The sequence below is a fragment of the Psychrobacillus sp. 05T411 genome (genome assembly GCF_056396485.1).
The window spans coordinates 49,646-71,224 of sequence record NZ_JBFTLO010000016.1 but is presented as its reverse complement, the minus strand read 5'-3'; the positions used below and the strand labels follow the sequence as shown (position 1 = coordinate 71,224).

The window sequence follows — 21,579 nt, the reverse complement described above, 5'->3', positions numbered from 1 at the left end:
CGGGCTTTAAGACATATAATATGTCGGAATTATAGTTGTCTCACATCAAGTAAAGAGCCATTTTGAGAATTGGTTGCTTACACGAGTAATTTGGTTGCTCTCGTGTTGATTTGGTTGCTTTCCATATAGAATTGGTTGCTCCCAGTGATCGGTTGGTTGCCCTAAGCCATTTACTGGATGCATGCAATGGAAAAACTGGTTGAAATTTTGTTTTTTAATGGGATGGTATGGATAATTGGGCAATTTCCACTGATTTTCGCTATAGCGTCGACTCCTGCCGGAGGCCAACAGGACGTTGGTCACGAAGGCGTTGCCACACGATGTGGCGCTCTTAGCCTTTGTTCCTCTGCCTGGGCTAATGAGACATCCCAACGTACGCCTAAGGGCGGCGGGGATGGCTCATCGCTCACCCGGCGGAAAGCGTATGACTGTAGCGAAAATCACAGCGGACACTTTATTCGCCTCACTAAGACGCAGTATACCTATTATGTGCATCAATCCATTTTTGCTTTATCGGGGAGGGACAGGCGCTTTAGCACTTTTGTTACGGAAACGAATGAGTATGCTCTGACACGCCAGTTTTTGATCGACTCTCAATGGACCTACTCTTTTTTTAATAGAAATATAATAGTATACTAAAAGTGTTTAGAACTTTCATACATAAAAGGAGCGTTTACAACATGCAATTGGAGCAATTAGAAAAAAGTATTTATGATTTAATTACTGAAACATCTACAAACCTACCAAAAGACGTACGACGCGCTATAAAAAAAGCAAAAGCAGCAGAAAATGCTGGTACACGAGCAGCAATGAGTTTAGATACAATTACAAATAATATTCAAATGGCAGATGACAATGTTTCACCTATTTGCCAAGATACTGGTCTACCGACATTTAAGATTAAAACACCAATTGGCGTAAACCAATTAGAAATAAAAGCAGCCATAAAACGTGCAATTGTAAGCGCTACAAAGGATGCAAAGCTTCGTCCTAATTCTGTAGATTCCTTAACTGGAGCAAATAGTGGAGACAACCTAGGCGAAGGTGTTCCCGTTATCAAATTCGAACAATGGGAAGAAGATTATATTGAGATGAAGCTCATTTTAAAAGGTGGCGGCTGTGAAAACAAAAATATTCAATATAGCTTACCAACTGAGTTAGAAGGTTTAGGTCGTGCTGGACGTGATTTAGATGGCATTCGTAAATGTATTTTGCATTCTGTTTACCAGGCTCAAGGACAAGGTTGTTCAGCAGGGTTTATCGGAGTAGGCATTGGTGGAGATCGTTCTTCCGGATATGATCTTGCAAAAGAACAATTATTCCGTCATGTCGAAGATACGAATCCAAATCCCGATCTTGCTAGTTTAGAAACTTATATAGTAGAAAAAGCAAATACACTAGGTATCGGAACAATGGGATTCGGCGGAGAAGCAACATTGCTTGGCTGTAAAATTGGCGTCATGCACCGTATTCCAGCAAGTTTCTACGTAAGTGTTGCCTATAACTGTTGGGCTTATCGTCGTATGGCGATTAATATCCATCCAACGAGTGGCGAAATTATTGAATGGCACTACCAAGAAGGAGAAAAAATTGAATTTAAAGAAGAAACAACCGAAGAAGTACCAAAAAAAGTAGTGGAACTTCAAGCTCCTATTACAGAAGAACAAATTCGTTCCCTTCAAGTTGGAGACGTCGTGTCTATTACTGGGCGTATGTATACAGGACGCGATGCAATTCACCATCATTTAATGAGCAATGATGCTCCAGTTGATTTAAATGGGCAAATTATTTATCACTGTGGTCCAGTTATGCAAAAAGATGAAGATGGTAAATGGCATGTCCGTGCGGCTGGTCCGACAACATCTATTCGGGAAGAGCCGTACCAAGGCGATATTATGAAAAAGTTCGGTATACGCGCAGTAATCGGTAAAGGTGGTATGGGTCCGAAAACACTTGCAGCATTAGCAGAACATGGCGGCGTTTATTTGAATGCGATTGGCGGAGCGGCGCAGTATTATGCTGACTGCATTAAAGATGTCGAAGGTGTTGATTTAATGGAGTTCGGTATTCCAGAAGCAATGTGGCATTTGCGTGTGGAAAACTTCACTGCAGTTGTAACGATGGACTCTCATGGAAACAGCCTACATGCAGATGTCGATAAATCTTCCTTAGAAAAATTAGCGACTTATAAAGAACCAGTTTATAATTAATCTAATTAATTGACTTGTAGTACCTTCTACATTATAATTATTATAAATTAGTAATGAATATAAAATGGATTTCTACTCAGAAATCCATTTTTGCTATTTTATACACTCAAATAAAAGTGAAATTCATTATCAAGGAGGGTACTATACATGTCAACAGTTCATGAATTTATAAAAAGAAAACCGATAACCCAACATGCAGAACTGGTAGCTGCACTATTTTCAGGAATACTCATTTTAATTGCCTGGTTAGTTGGAAATGAAACAACTTCTATCTTCTTTTTTATACTAGCATTTGTTATTGGAGGTTTCGCCAAAGCAAAAGAAGGTATAGAAGCAACGATACGAGATAAAGAACTAAATGTTGAAATGCTGATGATTTTAGCAGCTATTGGCTCCTCTATCATCGGATATTGGACCGAGGGAGCTATTTTAATATTCATTTTTGCGGTTAGTGGTGCGTTAGAAACGTATACGATGAATAAAAGCAATAAGGAAATCTCTTCATTAATGGAGCTTCAACCAGAAGAAGCTTGGAAACTAAGCAACGACGGCACGGTAACTCGTGTCCCTGTTCAAGAGCTTACATTAGGAGATTATTTAGTTGTAAAACCAGGAGAACGAATTCCGGCTGACGGAATCGTAATGCGTGGAGCAACATCCATTGATGAAGCGGCAATTAGCGGTGAATCAATTCCTGTATCGAAGCAAGTGAATGATGAACTATTTGCTGGTACCGTTAATATTAGTGGCGCTATTACAATGGAAATGACGAAAGCAAACGAAGATTCTCTTTTCCAAAAAATTATTCAATTAGTTCAGTCTGCACAAGATGAGAAATCACCTGCTCAGCAATTTATCGAAAAATTTGAGGGTACGTACGTTAAAGTTGTACTTATTGCAGTTGGGTTCATGTTATTCCTTCCACCCTTTTTACTTGGATGGGATTGGAACACTACTTTCTATCGTGCAATGGTTTTATTAGTAGTGGCATCGCCTTGTGCACTTGTTGCTTCGATCATGCCGGCAACACTTGCAGCAATTTCAAATGGTGCAAAAAATGGTATTTTGTTTAAAGGTGGCGTTCACTTAGAAAACATTAGTGAGATGAAAGCTATTGCACTAGATAAAACAGGTACCTTAACACAAGGAAAACCTATTGTAACAGATTTCTTCGTGCGGGAAGATTTAGATATGCACGCTACACTGACTACGTTAGCAACGATAGAAGCGCAGTCCAATCATCCTTTAGCACTAGCAATTACAAGGTATGCTCAGTCAAAAGGAATTGGTAAACTCCCCTCTCTTCCTATTGAGGATAAACCAGGATTCGGCTTACAAGCGAACATCCACGGGCAAACAATCATTGTTGGCAAGCCAGACTTTGTAAATAAAGAAGATGCCCATGCATTCCATCATGGCATTGCAGAAACTTTTGCCACACAAGGGAAAACGGTTATCTTTATGAGAGATGAAAAAGGAATTGCTGCGGCGGTCGCATTAAAAGACACCGTACGTGAAGAAGCGAAAGTAGCGATAAAACTGCTTCACTCGTTAGGCATTAAAACAGTTATGCTTACTGGAGACAATGAAACAACAGCAAAAGTAATTGCAAAAGAAGCGGGAATCGATCATTACATCGCAGAATGTCTTCCGGAAACAAAAGTAGGGCATATGAAGGCACTTTTGAAAGAGTATAAATTTGTAGGAATGGTTGGAGATGGTATTAATGATGCCCCCGCTCTTGCAACAGCAACGACAGGATTTGCAATGGGAGAAGGAACAGATGTAGCACTCGAAACTGCCGATGTTGTGCTCATGAAAAATGATTTATCGAAAATTGCTTATGCTGTGAAAATGTCACGTAAAATGCAACGAATTGTGAAACAAAATATTGTATTTTCTATTGCCGTCATAACAGTTTTAATCATTTCTAATTTCTTACAAACAGTAGACTTACCTTTAGGCGTTATTGGTCACGAAGGCAGTACAATTTTAGTAATTTTAAATGGTTTAAGAATGTTAAATAGAAACTAAAAAAGCAAAGGGTCTAGTTTAGTCTAGTCCCTCTGCTTTTTCTATTGCTATTTTTCGTTCTTGTGTGACGGCATTTATTTGACCACCGACTAATAACACGATACCAGAGATATACAACCAAAGCATAAGAACGATGATTCCTCCGATACTGCCATATGTGGAAGAGTAATTTCCAAAACTGCTAACATAGTAAGAGAAACCTATAGACACGATTATCCAACCTACTGTTGCAAATGCTGCTCCTGGAAATACACTACGTAAAAACAGTTTCTGGTTAGGTACAATCCAAAACAAGGCAGTTAGAACAATTAGCATAATGAACGGAGTAATCGTCCATCTTAAACTATTCCAAAGTTTTACAAACCCTTCTTCAAAACCGAAATAAGAAAATAATATGGTACCAATCTGTTGCCCGAACACGGGTAAGACAAGCATTACAACAAACAATATAATCATGACTAATGTGAAGATAACCGACATACCTCGTACGATAAAAAATGGTCGAGTTTCATCCAGATTGTAGGATCTATTTAATGATTTTACAATTGCATTCATCCCGTTGGAAGCTGACCAAATGGTGGCGATAATCCCGAAGGACAACAACCCACCGTTTCGAGTCGTTAAAATGTCTATAAGAGTATCTTCGATAAGAATATATACATCCGTTGGAGCATAATTTTCTAGAAAGCGAAATACTTGTGCTTCATCCAAATTTAAATAAGGTAATAAGGTAACGATAAAAATAAGTAAAGGAAATAACGATAATAAAAAAAAGTAAGCAAGTTGAGCTGCTAGTCCAGTAATATCTGTTTTTTGAATGTGTACGATTAAATGTTTAAAATATCCCCCCCATGTCGTTAAATCTAGGGGCATTTCTATCTTTTTTTCTTTCTTTTTGATATCAAGAAATTTTAACTTATTAAACCAATTAGTAGAGGATGAAGAATGCTCTTCAACAACATGCTTTTGTTCCTGTTTATGTTTCACTTCATCCTCTCCTTCCATGTACATTATTGTTTGACGATATACTCATCCGATTCAGGGACGACAATTGATTTGTATTCCTCTTTAGATTGTACAAATGCTTCTTTCGTGTCAGTTACCAGTGTCTTGACTTGTGGAGTCATTTCTTTTACTTCATTTACTTTTTGCGAAATGTAAGTAGCATCGGAATTCATCTGCTCGTAAAATGATTTCCATTTTGTTAGTTGATCTTCAACGATTGTTTTTAATTCCTGTCGATTTGTACTGTAATATTTTATTTGACGTCCAATACTAGTTGATTTTTGGACAACTGCATTTCTTGTCTTTTCGTCTAACATGGTTAATGCACCACCAATAAGAGCACCACATACTACACCCTTAACAAATTTGCTTTCACCCATTTAATAACCTCCGTGTATATCTTTATATGTATTAATTATACCCCTGACTTGGAGGAATAAAACAACGTATTTTATTTAAGTTTTAAAAAATTATCTTGACTATGCCTCTAAATTTATCGAATATTATAAATAGGGGAAATCTTTAAGAAAGGTTGAAAGGTTCATAGGATAACAAACTAAAAACGGGGGTTTTATAATGGAGAAGTTGAATGAAATTTTAGGCAGTATTTCTTCTGTCATCTGGGGTATACCACTCCTAATTTTAATTGTTGGGACGGGTATTTATTTAACAGTAAGAGTAGGTATTCTTCAAATAAGATTATTGCCTGCCGCTTTAAAACTAGTATTTTCTAGAAATCATGATAAGACGGCTGAGGGGGACATTTCCCAATTCCAAGCACTCACTACTGCACTAGCTGCCACAGTTGGGACAGGTAATATCGTAGGGGTCGCAACTGCAGTTGTCCTTGGTGGACCAGGTGCCATATTTTGGATGTGGGTCTCTGCCTTCTTTGGGATGGCAACGAAATATAGTGAAGCTATATTAGCGGTTAGATTTCGTGTGAAAGACGCTAAAGGCCAAATGGCTGGTGGTCCGATGTACTATTTAGAACATGGACTTAAACAAAAATGGCTAGCTGTATTGTTTGCAATTTTCGGTGCCCTTGCAGCATTCGGTATTGGTAACGGAACACAATCTAACTCTGTTGCTGGCGTTGTAAAATCAACATTTGGTTTAGATACTTGGATTACCGGAGCGGTTCTTATGATATTTACCGCACTTGTTATTCTTGGCGGCATTAAGTCTATTGGTAATGTAACGGCCATTTTTGTACCTATAATGGCAGTATTCTATTTAATAGCTGGTCTATTAGTTATGATTATGAACATTACTGCAATTCCTGACGCATTTGCTACTATTTTTAGAATGGCATTTTCCGGTGAGGCTGCTGTTGGTGGGGCAATTGGTGCTGCTATTCGTTATGGTATTGCGCGTGGAGTATTTTCCAACGAAGCTGGTCTTGGGTCTGCTCCTATTGCTGCTGCTGCTGCAAAAACAGATTTACCAGGAAGACAAGCACTTGTTTCGATGACTCAAGTATTTTTGGATACATTCCTTATTTGTTCTATTACTGGGGTTACAATCGTCATGTCGGGTATGTACAATGATACTAGTCTTGCTGCAAACGAGTTAACATCTGCATCTTTTGGACACTTCTTAGGTGACTTTGGTCCATATGTTGTAGCGATTGGATTAATCTTCTTTGCTTCATCCACTATTTTCGGATGGGCATATTACGGTGAAAAATGTTTCCAGTACTTATTTAAAAATCCATCTTTATTAATCATTTACCGTATTGCATTTGTTATTATGGTGTTTATCGGATCTGTAGTTTCGCTTGATCTTATCTGGACGTTCTCTGATATCGCAAATGGCTTGATGGCGATTCCGAACTTAATAGGTTTACTTGGGCTTTCTGGTGTTGTTGTGTATGAAACAAAACGTATTCAAGAAAAGTTAAAAGAAGAAAAAGCGGAAGCTAAAGCTGCCAAATCAATATAGTATTTGACAATTGAATCAGAGCGTGAAATGATAAAGTTCTAATGTATGAAAGGTAGGTACAAAAGAATGAATTTATCGGAACCATCTGTTGAAAATGTTGCGTTTATGATTGAGACTATAAAAGAAAAACTTCGCATGGTAAATGTCGATGCAATGAAATCAGAACATTTTAATGCATCTCAGTATGAAGATTTAGTCTATCTTTACGAAATGGTGAAAAAAAGAGATTCTTTTAGTCCAAGTGAAATGCAAGCAATTGCCGCTGAGCTAGGAAGTTTACGCAAATAAAAAATTCCTTCCCAATATAAGGTTGGGAAGGAATTTTTTCGTTTGTAACCAGTTCCGGATTATTTATTCAATTCAACTGCGATTTGAGCTCCAACTCTTGCATTGTTATACACAAGCTCAATGTTCGATTCTAGTGATTTACCTTCCGTTAACTCTTTTACTTTCCCAAGTAAGAAAGGTGTCACATCTTTCCCTTTAATGCCATTTTCATCTGCTTCTTTTAAAGCTGTATGGATGATGTCATTGATATAAGCTTCGTCTAATGAGAATTCAGCTGGAATTGGGTTTGCAATAATTGCTCCCCCGTTTAATCCTAGCTCCCATTTCACTTTAAGCATATCAGCTACATCCTTAGGCGCGTCTAAACGGAAGTTAGCTGCAAATTGGCTTGTTGCTGTATAGAAAGCCGGGAATGCATCTGTACCGAAACCAACTACTGGTACACCTTTTGTTTCTAAATACTCTAAAGTTAAACCGATATCCAAGATGGATTTCGCCCCAGCACATACTACCGCTACATTTGTCGAAGCTAGTTCTTCTAAATCCGCTGAAATATCCATCGTCATTTCAGCACCTCTATGCACGCCGCCAATACCACCTGTTACGAACATTTTAATGCCCGCAAGCTCTGCACAAATCATCGTTGTTGCAACTGTTGTAGCCCCAATTTCTTTAGAAGCAACTACATATGCAAGGTCTCTTCTAGATGTTTTTCTTACATTTTTACTTGTTGCTAGCGTTTCAAGATCTTCGTTTGAAAGTCCAATTTTAATCTCGCCATCCATAATTGCAATTGTTGCTGGAACTGCACCATTATCACGAATAATTTGTTCCACTTTTTTAGCCATTTCTACATTTTGCGGATAAGGCATACCATGTGAAATGATCGTTGATTCTAAAGCTACGATTGGTTGTCCTGCTGCCATACCTTGTTCTACTTCTTGTGAGTACGTTAAATATTGTTTCATAATTTATATTCCTCCAATTCATTATTTAAACCTATTTTTGTGAGTTCCGTTCGAACTGTTTCAGGAGACTGCAGTGTTTTATTGGCATTGACCATCCCCGTTTGTACTGCTTCACCGATTTCAGCGCCTTCTAACCATGCATGTAATGTTCCCGAAACAAATGCGTCTCCTGCTCCTGTTACATCTAATATGTTTTCTGCATGTATGGCTGGTGCTATCGTTGTTTCAATCTGCTCTCCAGCAAATACAACACCTTTACTACCACCTGTTACTACTACTTGTTTTATTCCTTTTTCTACAAATAATTCCGCTGCTTTTTTCCAGGATGATTCGTCTTCTATGGTCATTTGGAAATAAGTTTCTGCCTCATCTTTGTTCGTTATTAACCAGTCAATTCCTTCTAAAGATTCCGGCATTCTATTCATCTTAGGCGAAGAAACCGGAATAATTGCAAGTGGTATTTTGTAACCTATTGAAATGGTTTGTACATATTCAATGACGTCTTTTGGACAATTCATATCAATGATTAGCAGTTGAGCATTCATCAAATGGGTTTCTTGTTTCTTCAAGTAATCGACCGTAAATTGATCGTAAATATCCATGTTTGCTAAGGCAAACAACATTTCCCCATGTGTGTCTAGTATGGCGGAGTATGTCCCTGTCTGATAGCTTGTTAATTTTTCAACGGAAAATAAATTCATCCATGGACTTGACGCTTTTTCTATGGATTCATATTCCATATCATTGCCTACTACAGTAAGCATGCGTACACTATGTCCTAGTCTTCCTAAGTTTTCCGCAATATTCCTTGCAACGCCACCAATGCTTTGTAGACTAGTCGTTGGATTGGACGTACCCATTTGCAAGTTGCTTTTCACTATATATTTCCTGTCTACATTCGCTCCACCTATACAAATAATTTCTTTGTTTTCGGGTAAAATATAGGCTCTTCCAGTTATCTTTCCACTTTTAATAAGCCCAGAAATAATATTAGCAATAGCAGGTCTAGACATATTTAATTCATTGGCAATTTCTAACTGAGAAGCGTATGGATTCTTTTTAAGATAGTTCAAAATCTTAACTTCTTTTGAGTCCAATTTATATCCTCCTTCCCCATAAAAATGAACATTTGTTTTAATTATAAACTTTTGTTTAGAAAAGTYAAAAGAAAAACTGACAACAAAAATAAGTTGTCAGTTAGTAGTATTACTGTGGAGAGTCATTTAATGTACCATCTGCTAACACACGTGGTTGAATAAGTACTTCTACCCTTCTATTTTGTGCACGACCTTCCGAAGTATCGTTAGAGGCTACAGGTTTATTTTCTCCGTACCCTTTGGCACTAAAATAAAGAGGATCAATCGTATTATTTTCAACTAAAATTCTCAAAAAGTTAACAGAACGCATAACGCTTAGTTCCCAGTTAGAAGAAAATTCATTACTTGAAATTGGAATATCATCGGTATGTCCAGTAATAACAACATTTCTAGGTGGATCGAATACGAGTAGATTCGCTATATCTTCTGCGATTTGTCGATACTCCGGCTTCACTTCCGCTTGCCCCATATCAAATAGTATATTATCTCGAATTGTAACTAGCAAACCTTCAGCCGTTAGTGCAGTAGCAAATTGTTTTTCTAATGCATTCACAGCGATATATTCATCTACACTATCTTGAATTTCCGCCAATACTTGCTGGTCTTCTATATATGCAGTGCTCTCGTCATTTTCTCCCTGACCTGAATCATTAGGAGTATTGGGCATTTGAATAGGAGATGGCTGTTCAAATATACCGTTACCTCCCTCAAATACTTGGTTGAATGCTTGAGACATTTGTTCCAATTTTTGTTGGTCTACAGAACTGGAAGCAAATAACACGATGAAAAGGGCTAACAATAAAGTTAAAATATCGGCATATGGAAGTAGCCACGCTTCACTTACTTCCTCTTCATGCTTATGCTTTTTACGCTTCTTTGCCAAGGCCAGCCTCCCCGCTTTCATCTAAAACTTTTTTGCGTTCTGACATAGATAAGTAGGAAGACAATTTTTGTTCAATAACACGTGGAGCATCTCCTTCTAATACAGAAAGTATACCTTCTAGCATCATTGTCTTTTGTCTAACTTCTTGCTTGGATTTACGTTTTAATTTATTGGCAAATGGATGCCATAAAACATAACCAGTGAAAATACCTAGAAGTGTAGCGATGAATGCCGCAGAAATGGCATGTGCTAATTTGTCAATATCACTCATATCACTTAATGCTGAAATTAGTCCAACTACTGCACCAAGTACACCTAGAGTAGGTGCATATGTACCAGCTTGCGTGAAAATTTGGGCTCCACCAGAATGCCTTTCCTCTAATGCGTCAATTTCTTCTGACAAGACATCCCGAATATAATCAGCATTTTGTCCATCGATAGCTAATGTCAGCCCATTTTTTAAAAATGGATCTTCTACTTCTGTTGTTTTACTTTCTAACGCTAATAATCCTTCTCTACGAGCCAGGTCAGCCCAGCTTGAAAACATTTTAATTACTTCTACATCAGGTACTAGCTTTGACTCTTTAAAAATAACTCCAAAAAGCTTTGGTACCCTTTTCAACTCATTCGTTGGGAACCCTATGACAACCGTTGCAATCGTTCCAAAAACAATGATTAAGATGGCAGCAGGGTTTAATAAGTTTGCTAAACCCGCCCCTTTTAATACCATACCAACAGCTATTGAAACAATCCCTATTATTAAACCGAATACCGTAGACTTATCCATTCATTTTCCTCCACATTCTATTTCTGTACTTTATTTCGGCATTATTAATGATATTTGAATATAAATCTTTCTTTTCCAAAAGATAAATGCAGTAATATTGAACAAATTTCTACTTTTCTAATACGAATGATTATTGTCATATCATTCGTAAAACTGATACTATAAAAATAAGTATAGAAAGGGAGTATGGATATGTCATCGTTTAAAACTAAACTAGAAAAATATGCATCACTAGCAGTAGAAGTTGGGGTAAATATTCAACCTGGACAAAAGTTATACATCGCTGCTTCTATCGATAGTGTAGAACTAGTCCGCTTAATCACCAAAAAAGCTTATGAAATTGGTGCCGGGCAAGTATTTGTAGACTTCTCTGATGATGAGATTACACGTTTACGCTATGATTTAGCTCCTAAAGATTCTTTTGACTATTTCCCATCGTGGAAAGTACAAGAACGCGAGCTTTTGGCGGAAGAAGGTGCTGCATTTATGAGCATCATGAGTCAAAGTCCTGACCTTTTAAAAGGAGTAGACACCGCTAAAATTGCGGCGTTCCAAAAAGCTACCGGGCAAGCTTTAAGTAAATATCGCCAATATGTGCAATCAGATAAAATTAGTTGGACAGTAATCGCATCCCCATCTAAAGATTGGGCAAGCAAAGTGTTCCCTGAACTAGCGGAAGAAGAACAAGTTTCTGCATTATGGGAAGCTATTTTCAAAGCAGTACGTGCAGACTTAGAAGATCCAGTCGCTGCTTGGGAAGAGCATGATTCCCTTTTACACACGAAAGTAGATTATTTAAATAATAAAAACTATCAAAAACTACGTTATACAGCTCCTGGAACAGATTTAGTCATTGAACTTCCAAAAGGACATGTATGGTGTGGGGCTAGTAGTGTAAACGAAAATGGCGAAGATTTTATGGCAAATATGCCAACAGAAGAAGTATTTACTGTTCCTTTGAAAACAGGCGTGGAAGGACATGTAGCTAGTACTAAACCATTAAGCTATGGTGGAAATATTATTGATAATTTCACAATCACCTTTGAACAAGGTCGCATCGTAAAAGTAGAAGCAGAACAAGGTCAAGAAGTACTGGAAAATCTTGTTGCTACAGACGAAGGTTCTCACTATCTAGGGGAAGTAGCACTGGTACCGCATGATTCACCGATTTCTAATTCTAATTTATTATTTTATAACACCTTGTTCGATGAGAATGCTTCCAACCATTTGGCAATCGGAAGTGCATATGCTTTCTGCCTAGAAGGTGGAAAAAAGATGAGTCGTGAAGAGCTTGCAGAAAATGGATTGAATGAAAGTATTACGCATGTAGATTTTATGATTGGTTCAGACAAAATGAATATAGATGGCATTAAAGAAGATGGATCTACAGAACCTATCTTTCGCGATGGTAACTGGGCATTTTAATAGTATTTAGTTGATGGTTTCMTTTCTAAATATTTCTTCTTACTTTTTCAAGTAAGATAAGCTATAATAATAGTATCATAACTAGTGAGGTGTTTAATAATGGGCTTATTCACAGTTACAGTTCTTGGTTTTGCGGTATGTATAGGGATTTCTGGCTATACAATTATTCATTACTTTGCTAAAGGCATGAACACACACGACGCTATCCAAGTAGATCCAAAACCTTCTAAATAATCCAAACAACCGCATTTTATGCGGTTGTTTTTTTGTGGCTTAAGCTATCCAATATAATATAAACATTTCAGTAGAATGTTTAACTTCGTCTTCTGAGTACTTTGGACTTGAATGTCTAGTAATACCTTTACCGACATTTCTAAATACAAGATTATCGTAAATAGTGCAGCAGGAAGTGACGGTAATAATGTAGTAATCACTTCGTCCAAAGCGAACCGAAAATCTACAAGTGTAAATTGGATACTTGCTCATTTTTAACAAAATTAGATGTCATTACGTCTCTTTTTCCTTTCATTTTGGTTACAACATCATTTCAATTTTATGACAACATAGTACTATTACATCAATTTAGCAAATCTCATTAATCAAAAATAACCATTTTCTATTGAAACAAACGTAAACTTCCAACATATAACATATGGCAAACCTCTATTTATCTATTATACTAACTAAGTACCATTAGATTGGAGGAACAAAAATGTTTTCAAATGCACATATTGGAATAGATTTAGGAACAGCAAATACATTAGTTTATACAAAAAGCAAGGGCTTACTTATAGATGAACCTACAGTTGTAGCGATTAATAAAAAAACAAAAGAAATTGTTGCTTTCGGTGAAGAAGCAAAAAAAATGATCGGTAAAACGCCTATATCCATCGAAGTAATAAGACCACTTCAAGATGGGGTCATTGCAGATTTCGATATTACAACTCAGTTATTGAAACTAATCATGCAAAAAGCTAGCAAAAAGTTAGGTACTGCACTTCGAAAACCGACTGTCATTGTTTGTACTCCTTCAGGTGCAACATCTGTCGAGCGTAGAGCAATTCAAGATGCCGTTCGACAAAGCGGTGCCAAAGAAGTGCAACTTATGGAAGAGCCTGTTGCTGCTGCAATAGGAGCTGGTCTTCCCGTCAATGAACCTGTTGCGAGTATGATTGTGGATATCGGCGGAGGTACGACAGAAGTTGGAATTATTTCGTTTGGCGGTGTAGTTGCTTCTAACACGGTAAAATCTGCTGGTAATCGAATGGATGAAGCGATTATCCATTTTATTCGTAAAGAATATAATGTCATCATTGGAGAACCAACTGCCGAAAATATAAAAACAACAATTGGACATGCATTGGTCCCCCATACTGTAGAACAAATGGATGTCCGCGGAAGAGATGTGGTAACCGGTTTACCTAAAACAATCCATCTTTCTTCCACACAAATTCAAGGAGTTTTGAAAGAACCGCTTGAAATTATTTTAGAAGCAGTCCGAGCAACACTTGAAATATGCCCGCCTGAACTCTCCGGGGATATCGTAGATCACGGTGTAGTACTTACAGGTGGAGGTGCTCTTTTAAAAGATATAAAAGAATGGCTTTCAAGTGTTATTGAAGTACCTGTTCATCTTGCACCTGAACCTTTACAATCAGTAGCAATTGGTACAGGGAAGTCTTATTTTATATCTGAACGCAAACAAAAAATAGCAAAATAAAGATCAAACAAATGACAAGCAATCCCCTTTCATTTAGTATAAAATAAAAAGATAAATTAATTTTAGGGGGAACATTATGTCACAGTTAGATGAAATTTTATTATTCAATAAGTCTTTTGTAGAAAATAAGCAATACACGCCATACTTAACTACGAAGTTTCCAGACAAACGAATTGTTATTTTAACATGTATGGATACTAGACTTACGGAAATGCTTCATAAATCGATGAACTTTAAAAATGGTGATGTCAAAATGGTAAAGAGTGCTGGCGCCGTTATTAATCATCCCTTTGGCGGTATTATGAGAAGTTTGATCGTAGCCGTTTATGAACTTCAAGCAGACGAAATTTTCGTCGTTGGCCATCATGATTGTGGCATGAGTGCAATCCAACCAGATAAAATAGTAGGGAAAATGATCGAAAGAGGTGTAGATCCTCATACTTTCGATGTATTAAAATACTCAGGTGTTAATATGGATAAATGGTTAGAAGGCTTTTCAGATGTAGAAGAAAGTGTTTTACATAGTGTGGATATGATACGAAATCATCCACTCATTCTACCAAGCATTCCTGTTCATGGACTAATTATTGATCCAACTACCGGACGTTTAGATTTAGTCACAGATGGTTCTATCGACAAGAAATAAAATATTTCCCGGGAAATCGACACATAAAAGCCAGTTGTTCAGTAATGGAACAACCGGCTTTTTAATTTTTTATAAAGACTCTTACCCTTTCAATATTCTTCACTCAGTGAAGCATACATATAATGGTCTTCCCACTTACCATTAATAAATAGAAGTTTACGAAGTAGTCCTTCTCGTAGGAATTCATTTTTTTCCAACACTTTAATCGATCCAGCATTTCGTGGAGACACATACGCCTCAATACGGTTTAAATGGACATGTTCAAAACCAAATGATTTGACCATATGCACTGCCTCAGATGCTATCCCTTTTCCAACAAATTGTTCATCCATCGAATAACCAATTAATCCACTTGAAAAGGGCATTCTTTTCAGGCTATATAAGGAGATATGACCAATCATTTTATCCGTATTATGCTCGTATATACCAAAACCAAACTCTCTTTTTTCTTGCATCAAAAGCAGGGATTCTCTAATCTTTTCTCTTTGAACTGTAGTAGTATAGTAGTCATCTCGATGCAAAGGTTCATAGACGGACCAATAATATTTGTTTCGGTAAACAAGATCCGCTAAACCCGGTGCATCTTTTATATTTAACGTCCGTAAATAACAAGTATCCCCTTCAAAGTAAATCAAGCTTTTTCACCCTTTTGCATTAGTCAATTGAATAAATTCGTTTACATCTTGAATGCAAAGATTGATACCTTTTATCCAAAACGGTTCTTTCGTAATATCTTCTCCTAAATGTTTCATCGCTAAATCTTCCACCGTCATCATAGCTGTATCTTGAAGTAGAGCAATGTATTTTTCTTCAAAATTAGCGCCTTCTGAAATAGCTTTTGCATAAATACTTAAAGAAAATAAATATCCAAAAGTATATGGGAAGTTATAGAATGGTACGTCAGTAATATAAAAATGTAATTTAGAAGCCCAGAAATGTGGATGAGTTGTTTCCAGTGCATCGCCATACGCTTCTTTTTGAGCTGCTTCCATTAATTCATTTAATCTAGTTGCAGAAACGAATCCATTTTTATGTTCCTCATAGAATCTAGTTTCAAACAAGAAGCGTGCATGAATATTCATAAAAAATGCAACGCTACGCTGAATCTTATCTTCTAAAAGCGCAATTTTTTCTTCATCTGTTTTTGCTTCTTTTACCGCAGCATCTGCAACAATCATTTCGGCGAATGTAGAAGCCGTCTCCGCTACTCCCATTGCGTATTGACGATTCATCCAATGGACTGGTCTTAAAGCATATGAATGGAAAGCATGTCCCAATTCATGCGCAAGCGTCGAAACATTGGACATAGATCCACTATAGGTCATGAAAATACGAGATTCCTCTGATACTGGCATTCCTGTACAAAAGCCTCCTGGACGTTTGTTTGGACGATCTTCCGCTTCAACCCATCCTTTTTCAAAAGCATTTCTTGAAAATGCCGCAAGTTTAGGACCAAACTCTTTGAAATGCTTCAAAATAAACTCCGCACCTTGTTGGAAGTCCATCTTTTCTGTAGAAGCACTCACCGGGGCATCCAGGTCATACCAATGCATTCTTTTTTCGCCTAGCATAGACGATTTTCTGTTTAAATATTCAACGAATGGTGCTTTATTTTTGGAAATAGCACCCCACATTGCGTCCAGTGTTTCTTGTTTCATGCGATTGATTTGCAAAGGTTCCTGTAAAACGGAATCCCAACCTCTTTTTTCATATATAGCTAGTCTAAATCCTGCCAGATGGTTCAGTGTTTTAGCGAAAAAGTCTTCTTTCTCCGTCCAAGCAGACTCTAATGTATCAAATGTATCTTTCCGAATTGTAGCATCTTCATGCGAGCTTAAATTATTGGCTTGTCCAACAGATAACTCTTTTTCCTCTCCATCCATAGTTATTTTAATACGCATGTCACCTACTAGTAAATCGTATAATTGGCCCCAAGCATGATATCCATCAACACTAAGCGTTGTTATCATATTTTCTTCTTTATTGGAGAGCATTTGCTTTGATTCTTCTCTCCACTCGTTTAATACAAATGCAAATATAGAAAGTTCCTTTGTTTGAAGCAAATCTTGCCAAATAGATTCTTCCGCCTGCCCAAGCACTTGCTGGATCGTAAGCATCGCTGAAGATAGTTTTGCATATAGAGCTCCTACTTCTCCTTCTAATAATGCAGCATGCTTATCCCTTGTATCTTGTGCTAACAAGCAGCCGATTACTGCCCCACCTTCAGATAAATTTACCGCAATATCCTTCAAATTTTCAATCGTATGTACTATTTTACCTACATCTTGAATGGAGGAAGGTGTACAAAAACTTTTAAGCTCCTCTTCAAATGCCACCAATTTATTCTTTACTTCATCTAAGTGCTTTCGAAGTTCTGTTGAACTACTTCCTCCCACAAAAAAGGAATCTAAATCCCATACAAGTGAATAAGTTTCTGTATTCATTCAAATCTTCCCCCTCTAATGACAATATATTTAGAAATTTAGTATACCATGTTTTCACCTTGCAATTATGCGGTTTTCGTCACATAATATTCATATTTGCAATTTGTCCTCTCATTATTTCAAAGGTATACTTACTATATAGAAGGAGGAGATCGAATGGTCAAAATAATCCTTTTGATTTTAAGCTTAATCTCTACAATCACTGTGCATATACTTGCAAACGCACTCCCTATAAATAATCAAACAACTGAAAGTATTTTAAATAGACTTCCTATATTTTTCTCACCTGCCCATCATGTATTTTTTATTTGGATAATTATTTATCTATTATTGGCAAGTTGGATTTGGAATAGTATAAAAGAGTATCGTGCTACACAACAACTCCCTTTGAAACGAGTTTTACTCTTTGTCGTTACTTCTATTTTTCATAGCGCATGGATTCTTTTTTGGCATTTTGAGCTGTTTAATTACTCTCTCATTACACTATTTGTTTTACTTGGAACCTTATTTTTACTTTATATGACTTATCCAGGAAAACAACAGAATTGGATGAGCAGATTGCCTATTTCCATTTATTTTGGTTGGGTTTTTATTATGATGTTTATCAATCTTGATTATCTTTTAACTTATTATGAATTCAGTGGTTTAGGAATTACAAAGTCTCTATGGACGGTTATTTTCTTGACTATTGCCACGGCTATTGCCCTTCACTTTCGGTATCATTACGAAGACCGTTCGATTGTAATCGTTTTTATTTGGGCATTTTTAGGATTAGCTGTTCGTCATCTGTTTAACGAGCTACTCATATCTACTGCCTCTATATTTTTAAGTAGTGTGCTTGTTGCAGGCATCCTATTCATCAAAAAAACGCCATCGAAATAATTATTTCGAGTGGCGTTTTTGAATTGCTTAATCTAATTTTGTTAGTAAAATCGGTCCTTCTTTTGTTACAACAATTGTATGTTCGATTTGAGCTACCAATGATTTGTCAGGTGTGACGAATGTCCATCCGTCCCCAGACTCTACAATATGTTCTGCTTTTTCGGAGATAAATGGCTCTACCGCAAGTACCATACCTTCTTTTAAAATCGTTGGGTCCCATGCATCGTAATAATTTAATACATGTTGTGGTGCTTCATGCAGTGATTTCCCAATACCATGACCTGTTAAGTTCATAATAACGTGTAAATCATTGTCTTTTGCTTCTCTTGCCACTGCTTTACCGATTTGGTTTAAGCGAGCACCTGTCTTCACTTTTAACATCGCACGGTTGAAGGCACTTTCTGCTACAGTACATAGTTTTTCTTTTTCTGGGTAGCCGTCTCCAACTACAAAAGAGATACCTGTATCCGCAAAGTACCCTTCATAAGAACCTGACACGTCAATATTGACCATGTCACCTTCTTTTATGACACGTGAACCTGGAATACCATGGGCAACTTCTTCATTTACACTAATACAAGTATATCCTGGGAAATCGTATTCCCCTTTTGGTCCTGAAATTGCCCCAGTTTCTGTGAACATTTTGCCTGCAATTTCATCTAGCTCTTTTGTTGTGATACCTGGTTTGGTTGCAGCCTGCATCGCATCGCGTACTTCTGCCACAATTCGGCCGATTTTTTTTAACGCTTCTAACTCTTCATTTGTTTGTACAATCATCTATATAAGATCCCTTCTTCATTAACTGTACGATAATCATATCATATTTATAGTCTATTCGGCAGTAAAAGACGTGGTGCTTTTACGAACAGAATTGTGCAAATAAATACCGCAACTAAAAATACTGGAATCATATAAGTAGAATTATAAATGATTGAATATAAAATAGGGTTTTGATCTCCGGCAAATTCGCTAAAAAATAGAAAACCAGACGTTACATGTGCTAAATAACGGAGAAATGCTGCAACAAATGTACCAGCAATAACAGCTATAATCATTTTCTTCGTATCTTTGTTTTCTAATGCTTTCATAAATGAAGGTCTAAAGAAACCGGCAAATCCTGCCACCATAAATGCGATAAAATAATCGATTGCTACTTGTAAAACGACAATTTCAAAAGAAAGCGGTGCCGGGTAAAAACGGCCAGTTACTACTTGCAATAAACCAATTAAAAATCCAGTAATTAGCCCCGCCACAACTCCACGCCTGAAAGCAATTAAAATGATCGGTACAAGTACGAAGGTAACTGATCCACCTTGCGGCATACCAAACCCAATTAAGTCTAATACGTATCCTAAAGCTGCAAAAATAGCAATTTCCACTAATAATAATACACGTTGATTTCTCATTGTAATCCCCTTTTTTTGCCCACAAAAAAAACGACACCCGGGATAGACCCAGACATCGCGCGATTGTCAGTTTCCATCCACATCCCTACGCAAGTTTGAACTTACAGGTTCGAAGGGTACGATCTCAGCCGCATAAGCGACGCCCCTTGTGGTTATGAATTATTTAGTTCGAATTCATTGTAGCCCAATAAAATTAGGAATGCAACCCCTCTTATTTCATTGGTATACTTATAGAAATAATAGATAACGGAGGGTTATTCGAATGATAGAGTTATTAAAAGATTTAATCCGCATAAAAAGTGATGATTTAGAAGGTGCAAACAAAGCCCTGCTATTTTGTAAATCTTGGTTAGAACAACGTGACATTACTCCGACAGTGTATGAACATGATGCTAAACTTATGCTAGTTGCAGAAATGGGTAGTGGGGACGAATGTATTATTTGGAATGGGCATGTGGATGTGGTACCAGGTAATCCTGAACAATTCATACCCTTTATGGAAGGTGACCAGTTATTTGGAAGAGGTTCTGCCGATATGAAAGCGGGGGTTGCTGCTATGATGCAAGCATTTTATGAGCTTTCATTAGTTCCCCAAAAACTCACGAAAACAATACAATTACATATTGTGACAGATGAAGAAACGTTCGGAGATACATCTAAATTCCTAGTCGATCAAGGATTTCACGGAGATTTCGTCATTTGCGGTGAGCCAACCCATTTACATATAGGACTGCAAGCAAAAGGAATTATTCAATTAGATGTCATACTAAAAGGGAAATCCAGCCATGGAAGTCGTCCATGGGAAGGAATCAATGCAATAGAGCACGCTTTCTTATTCGATCAGGAAATACGTAAACTCTCTTTTTTAACGGCAAGTAATGCATTTTATGATTATCCTTCTTTAAACTTGGCAAAAATACATGCAGGTGAAAGATTCAATGTTGTACCAGACGAATGTATTATGTCTTACGATATTCGCTTTGTTCCGGGACAACATGCAGGAAGTATTATAAAGGAAATAAAGGATACAGCTAGCAGTCTCTTTCCAACTAGCGAAGTAATCATCCATTCCACTGCTCCGGCAGTAACGACAGAAGAAAATAATGAATATGTAAAAAGACTGCAACAAATAACGACTGGTATAAGGAAGCTGCCAACTAATTTATTTGGCCAACATGGATCTGCCGACACTCGTTTCTATGCGGAAAAAGGGGCTGGTGCCATTGAGTTTGGACCGAGCGGTGCTGATTGGCATGGAGAAAAAGAATATGTTACTATCTCGTCTGTAAAGCAATTTAAAGAAATTTTAGTATCATTTGCTTTGGAATGAACCGTAGTTTCTAAAATGGAAAGGAGATACAATACGTGCATAATAGTAAAATGTTAAGTGCTCTATCCTATTTTAGCGTATTATTTGCACCTTTTATTGTTCCGATTATTGTCTTTTTTGTTTCGCAAGACAAAGAAGTGAAGCATCATGCAAAAAAGTCATTAATCTCGCATATTATACCAGTCATTTTAATGATTATTTTATTTATTATCATTTTTGCAACTGTAGTTCCAACCTCGTATTCGATGAGCATGACCTTCGAACAGCCTTCTTTTTGGGCGGCATCTGGTCCCTTAATATTTATTCTTTTATATGCAATTGTTTATATTATTGTTTTAATATGGAACATTATACAGGGTATTCGCGTGTTGAGATAATGTTTATGGTACACTCATAACGGGAATATAAACAGCATAGAGAACAGCATGGGAGAGATCATGATGAAAGTAAAAGCGATCGTAAAAACTGCAATTAAATTGGCTCCAATCGTCATTCCAATTGTAAAAAAAG

The 21,579-nt window shown here is 37.1% G+C and carries 21 protein-coding genes and 1 riboswitch; of the genes, 11 read left to right on the top strand and 10 right to left on the bottom strand.

Going from position 1 to position 21,579, the window contains the following annotated elements; translation table 11 throughout:
- Positions 1 to 680 precede the first annotated feature (680 nt).
- On the top strand, positions 681 to 2,210 hold the full coding sequence (locus tag AC1DFT_RS13780) for a fumarate hydratase (RefSeq protein WP_478159325.1): 1,530 nt from the start codon (positions 681 to 683) through the stop codon (positions 2,208 to 2,210).
- 147 nt (positions 2,211 to 2,357) lie between these two features.
- Positions 2,358 to 4,244, top strand: a complete 1,887-nt coding sequence (locus AC1DFT_RS13775) for a heavy metal translocating P-type ATPase (protein WP_478159324.1) — start codon at positions 2,358 to 2,360, stop codon at positions 4,242 to 4,244.
- Positions 4,245 to 4,262: 18 nt separating this feature from the next.
- On the opposite strand, the gene AC1DFT_RS13770 is transcribed toward AC1DFT_RS13775, so the two are convergent.
- Complete coding sequence (locus AC1DFT_RS13770; protein WP_478159323.1) at positions 4,263 to 5,231, bottom strand: YihY/virulence factor BrkB family protein; 969 nt, start codon at positions 5,229 to 5,231, stop codon at positions 4,263 to 4,265.
- 23 nt (positions 5,232 to 5,254) lie between these two features.
- Complete coding sequence (locus AC1DFT_RS13765; protein ID WP_478159322.1) at positions 5,255 to 5,629, bottom strand: YtxH domain-containing protein; 375 nt, start codon at positions 5,627 to 5,629, stop codon at positions 5,255 to 5,257.
- A gap of 196 nt (positions 5,630 to 5,825) precedes the next feature.
- On the opposite strand from AC1DFT_RS13765, the gene AC1DFT_RS13760 reads away from it, so the two are divergent.
- Both AC1DFT_RS13760 and AC1DFT_RS13755 read left to right on the top strand, forming a co-directional pair.
- Positions 5,826 to 7,193 (top strand): alanine/glycine:cation symporter family protein, encoded by a 1,368-nt coding sequence (locus AC1DFT_RS13760; RefSeq protein WP_478159321.1) that lies wholly within the window; start codon positions 5,826 to 5,828, stop codon positions 7,191 to 7,193.
- A gap of 66 nt (positions 7,194 to 7,259) precedes the next feature.
- Entirely contained in the window at positions 7,260 to 7,481 is a 222-nt protein-coding gene (locus AC1DFT_RS13755) for a DUF1128 domain-containing protein (RefSeq protein WP_142607125.1), read from the top strand.
- 59 nt (positions 7,482 to 7,540) lie between these two features.
- Here AC1DFT_RS13755 and AC1DFT_RS13750 read toward each other — a convergent pair whose 3' ends face one another.
- The 4 genes from AC1DFT_RS13750 to motA all read right to left on the bottom strand — a co-directional run bounded on the left by AC1DFT_RS13750 (position 7,541) and on the right by motA (position 11,216).
- Positions 7,541 to 8,449, bottom strand: coding sequence for a pseudouridine-5'-phosphate glycosidase (locus tag AC1DFT_RS13750; protein ID WP_478159320.1), 909 nt, complete (start codon positions 8,447 to 8,449; stop codon positions 7,541 to 7,543).
- On the bottom strand, positions 8,446 to 9,546 hold the full coding sequence (locus tag AC1DFT_RS13745; protein ID WP_478159319.1) for a PfkB family carbohydrate kinase: 1,101 nt from the start codon (positions 9,544 to 9,546) through the stop codon (positions 8,446 to 8,448). Before AC1DFT_RS13745 ends, AC1DFT_RS13750 begins: the two co-directional genes overlap by 4 nt.
- Before the next feature lie 109 nt (positions 9,547 to 9,655).
- Positions 9,656 to 10,429 carry a flagellar motor protein MotB gene (gene motB / locus AC1DFT_RS13740; protein ID WP_478159318.1) on the bottom strand — a complete coding sequence of 258 codons (774 nt, stop codon included), beginning with the start codon at positions 10,427 to 10,429 and terminating at the stop codon, positions 9,656 to 9,658.
- Positions 10,413 to 11,216, bottom strand: a complete 804-nt coding sequence (motA, locus tag AC1DFT_RS13735; protein WP_478159317.1) for a flagellar motor stator protein MotA — start codon at positions 11,214 to 11,216, stop codon at positions 10,413 to 10,415. Before motA ends, motB begins: the two co-directional genes overlap by 17 nt.
- Positions 11,217 to 11,408: 192 nt before the next feature.
- On the opposite strand from motA, the gene AC1DFT_RS13730 reads away from it, so the two are divergent.
- The 4 genes from AC1DFT_RS13730 to AC1DFT_RS13715 all read left to right on the top strand — a co-directional run bounded on the left by AC1DFT_RS13730 (position 11,409) and on the right by AC1DFT_RS13715 (position 15,007).
- Positions 11,409 to 12,641 (top strand): aminopeptidase, encoded by a 1,233-nt coding sequence (locus tag AC1DFT_RS13730; RefSeq protein WP_478159316.1) that lies wholly within the window; start codon positions 11,409 to 11,411, stop codon positions 12,639 to 12,641.
- Between the two features lie 99 nt (positions 12,642 to 12,740).
- A complete protein-coding gene (locus AC1DFT_RS13725) occupies positions 12,741 to 12,875 on the top strand; it encodes a hypothetical protein (protein WP_402826523.1) in 135 nt (44 codons plus the stop codon).
- A 478-nt stretch (positions 12,876 to 13,353) separates the two neighbouring features.
- Entirely contained in the window at positions 13,354 to 14,361 is a 1,008-nt protein-coding gene (gene mreBH, locus AC1DFT_RS13720; RefSeq protein ID WP_478159315.1) for a rod-share determining protein MreBH, read from the top strand.
- Positions 14,362 to 14,437: 76 nt separating this feature from the next.
- Complete coding sequence (locus AC1DFT_RS13715) at positions 14,438 to 15,007, top strand: beta-class carbonic anhydrase (RefSeq protein WP_478159314.1); 570 nt, start codon at positions 14,438 to 14,440, stop codon at positions 15,005 to 15,007.
- An 89-nt stretch (positions 15,008 to 15,096) separates the two neighbouring features.
- Here the strand turns inward: AC1DFT_RS13715 and AC1DFT_RS13710 are convergent, their stop codons facing one another.
- Positions 15,097 to 15,642, bottom strand: a complete 546-nt coding sequence (locus tag AC1DFT_RS13710) for a GNAT family N-acetyltransferase (protein WP_478159313.1) — start codon at positions 15,640 to 15,642, stop codon at positions 15,097 to 15,099.
- 6 nt (positions 15,643 to 15,648) lie between these two features.
- On the bottom strand, positions 15,649 to 17,451 hold the full coding sequence (locus tag AC1DFT_RS13705; protein ID WP_478159312.1) for a M3 family oligoendopeptidase: 1,803 nt from the start codon (positions 17,449 to 17,451) through the stop codon (positions 15,649 to 15,651).
- Positions 17,452 to 17,607: 156 nt separating this feature from the next.
- Between AC1DFT_RS13705 and AC1DFT_RS13700 the strand changes: the two genes are divergently transcribed.
- Complete coding sequence (locus AC1DFT_RS13700; RefSeq protein ID WP_478159311.1) at positions 17,608 to 18,333, top strand: tryptophan-rich sensory protein; 726 nt, start codon at positions 17,608 to 17,610, stop codon at positions 18,331 to 18,333.
- A gap of 27 nt (positions 18,334 to 18,360) precedes the next feature.
- Here AC1DFT_RS13700 and map read toward each other — a convergent pair whose 3' ends face one another.
- Entirely contained in the window at positions 18,361 to 19,110 is a 750-nt protein-coding gene (map, locus tag AC1DFT_RS13695) for a type I methionyl aminopeptidase (protein WP_478159310.1), read from the bottom strand.
- A gap of 47 nt (positions 19,111 to 19,157) precedes the next feature.
- A complete protein-coding gene (gene thiT / locus AC1DFT_RS13690) occupies positions 19,158 to 19,739 on the bottom strand; it encodes an energy-coupled thiamine transporter ThiT (RefSeq protein WP_478159309.1) in 582 nt (193 codons plus the stop codon).
- Positions 19,740 to 19,804: 65 nt separating this feature from the next.
- A riboswitch (TPP riboswitch) is annotated at positions 19,805 to 19,896 on the bottom strand.
- A 105-nt stretch (positions 19,897 to 20,001) separates the two neighbouring features.
- Here thiT and AC1DFT_RS13685 point away from each other — a divergent pair.
- Positions 20,002 to 21,069 (top strand): M20 family metallopeptidase, encoded by a 1,068-nt coding sequence (locus tag AC1DFT_RS13685; RefSeq protein ID WP_478159308.1) that lies wholly within the window; start codon positions 20,002 to 20,004, stop codon positions 21,067 to 21,069.
- Positions 21,070 to 21,119: 50 nt separating this feature from the next.
- Positions 21,120 to 21,446, top strand: coding sequence for a magnetosome magnetite crystal formation protein family (locus AC1DFT_RS13680; RefSeq protein WP_478159347.1), 327 nt, complete (start codon positions 21,120 to 21,122; stop codon positions 21,444 to 21,446).
- Positions 21,447 to 21,579: the final 133 nt, after the last annotated feature.

Coding starts and splice junctions, on each gene's coding strand:
- AC1DFT_RS13780 (WP_478159325.1), top strand. CDS start 681: ATGCAATTGGAGCAATTAGAAAAAAGTATTTATGATTTAATTACTGAA.
- AC1DFT_RS13775 (WP_478159324.1), top strand. CDS start 2,358: ATGTCAACAGTTCATGAATTTATAAAAAGAAAACCGATAACCCAACAT.
- AC1DFT_RS13765 (WP_478159322.1), bottom strand. CDS start 5,629: ATGGGTGAAAGCAAATTTGTTAAGGGTGTAGTATGTGGTGCTCTTATT.
- AC1DFT_RS13760 (WP_478159321.1), top strand. CDS start 5,826: ATGGAGAAGTTGAATGAAATTTTAGGCAGTATTTCTTCTGTCATCTGG.
- AC1DFT_RS13755 (WP_142607125.1), top strand. CDS start 7,260: ATGAATTTATCGGAACCATCTGTTGAAAATGTTGCGTTTATGATTGAG.
- AC1DFT_RS13750 (WP_478159320.1), bottom strand. CDS start 8,449: ATGAAACAATATTTAACGTACTCACAAGAAGTAGAACAAGGTATGGCA.
- motA (WP_478159317.1), bottom strand. CDS start 11,216: ATGGATAAGTCTACGGTATTCGGTTTAATAATAGGGATTGTTTCAATA.
- AC1DFT_RS13730 (WP_478159316.1), top strand. CDS start 11,409: ATGTCATCGTTTAAAACTAAACTAGAAAAATATGCATCACTAGCAGTA.
- AC1DFT_RS13725 (WP_402826523.1), top strand. CDS start 12,741: ATGGGCTTATTCACAGTTACAGTTCTTGGTTTTGCGGTATGTATAGGG.
- mreBH (WP_478159315.1), top strand. CDS start 13,354: ATGTTTTCAAATGCACATATTGGAATAGATTTAGGAACAGCAAATACA.
- AC1DFT_RS13715 (WP_478159314.1), top strand. CDS start 14,438: ATGTCACAGTTAGATGAAATTTTATTATTCAATAAGTCTTTTGTAGAA.
- AC1DFT_RS13705 (WP_478159312.1), bottom strand. CDS start 17,451: ATGAATACAGAAACTTATTCACTTGTATGGGATTTAGATTCCTTTTTT.
- AC1DFT_RS13700 (WP_478159311.1), top strand. CDS start 17,608: ATGGTCAAAATAATCCTTTTGATTTTAAGCTTAATCTCTACAATCACT.
- map (WP_478159310.1), bottom strand. CDS start 19,110: ATGATTGTACAAACAAATGAAGAGTTAGAAGCGTTAAAAAAAATCGGC.
- thiT (WP_478159309.1), bottom strand. CDS start 19,739: ATGAGAAATCAACGTGTATTATTATTAGTGGAAATTGCTATTTTTGCA.
- AC1DFT_RS13685 (WP_478159308.1), top strand. CDS start 20,002: ATGATAGAGTTATTAAAAGATTTAATCCGCATAAAAAGTGATGATTTA.
- AC1DFT_RS13680 (WP_478159347.1), top strand. CDS start 21,120: ATGTTAAGTGCTCTATCCTATTTTAGCGTATTATTTGCACCTTTTATT.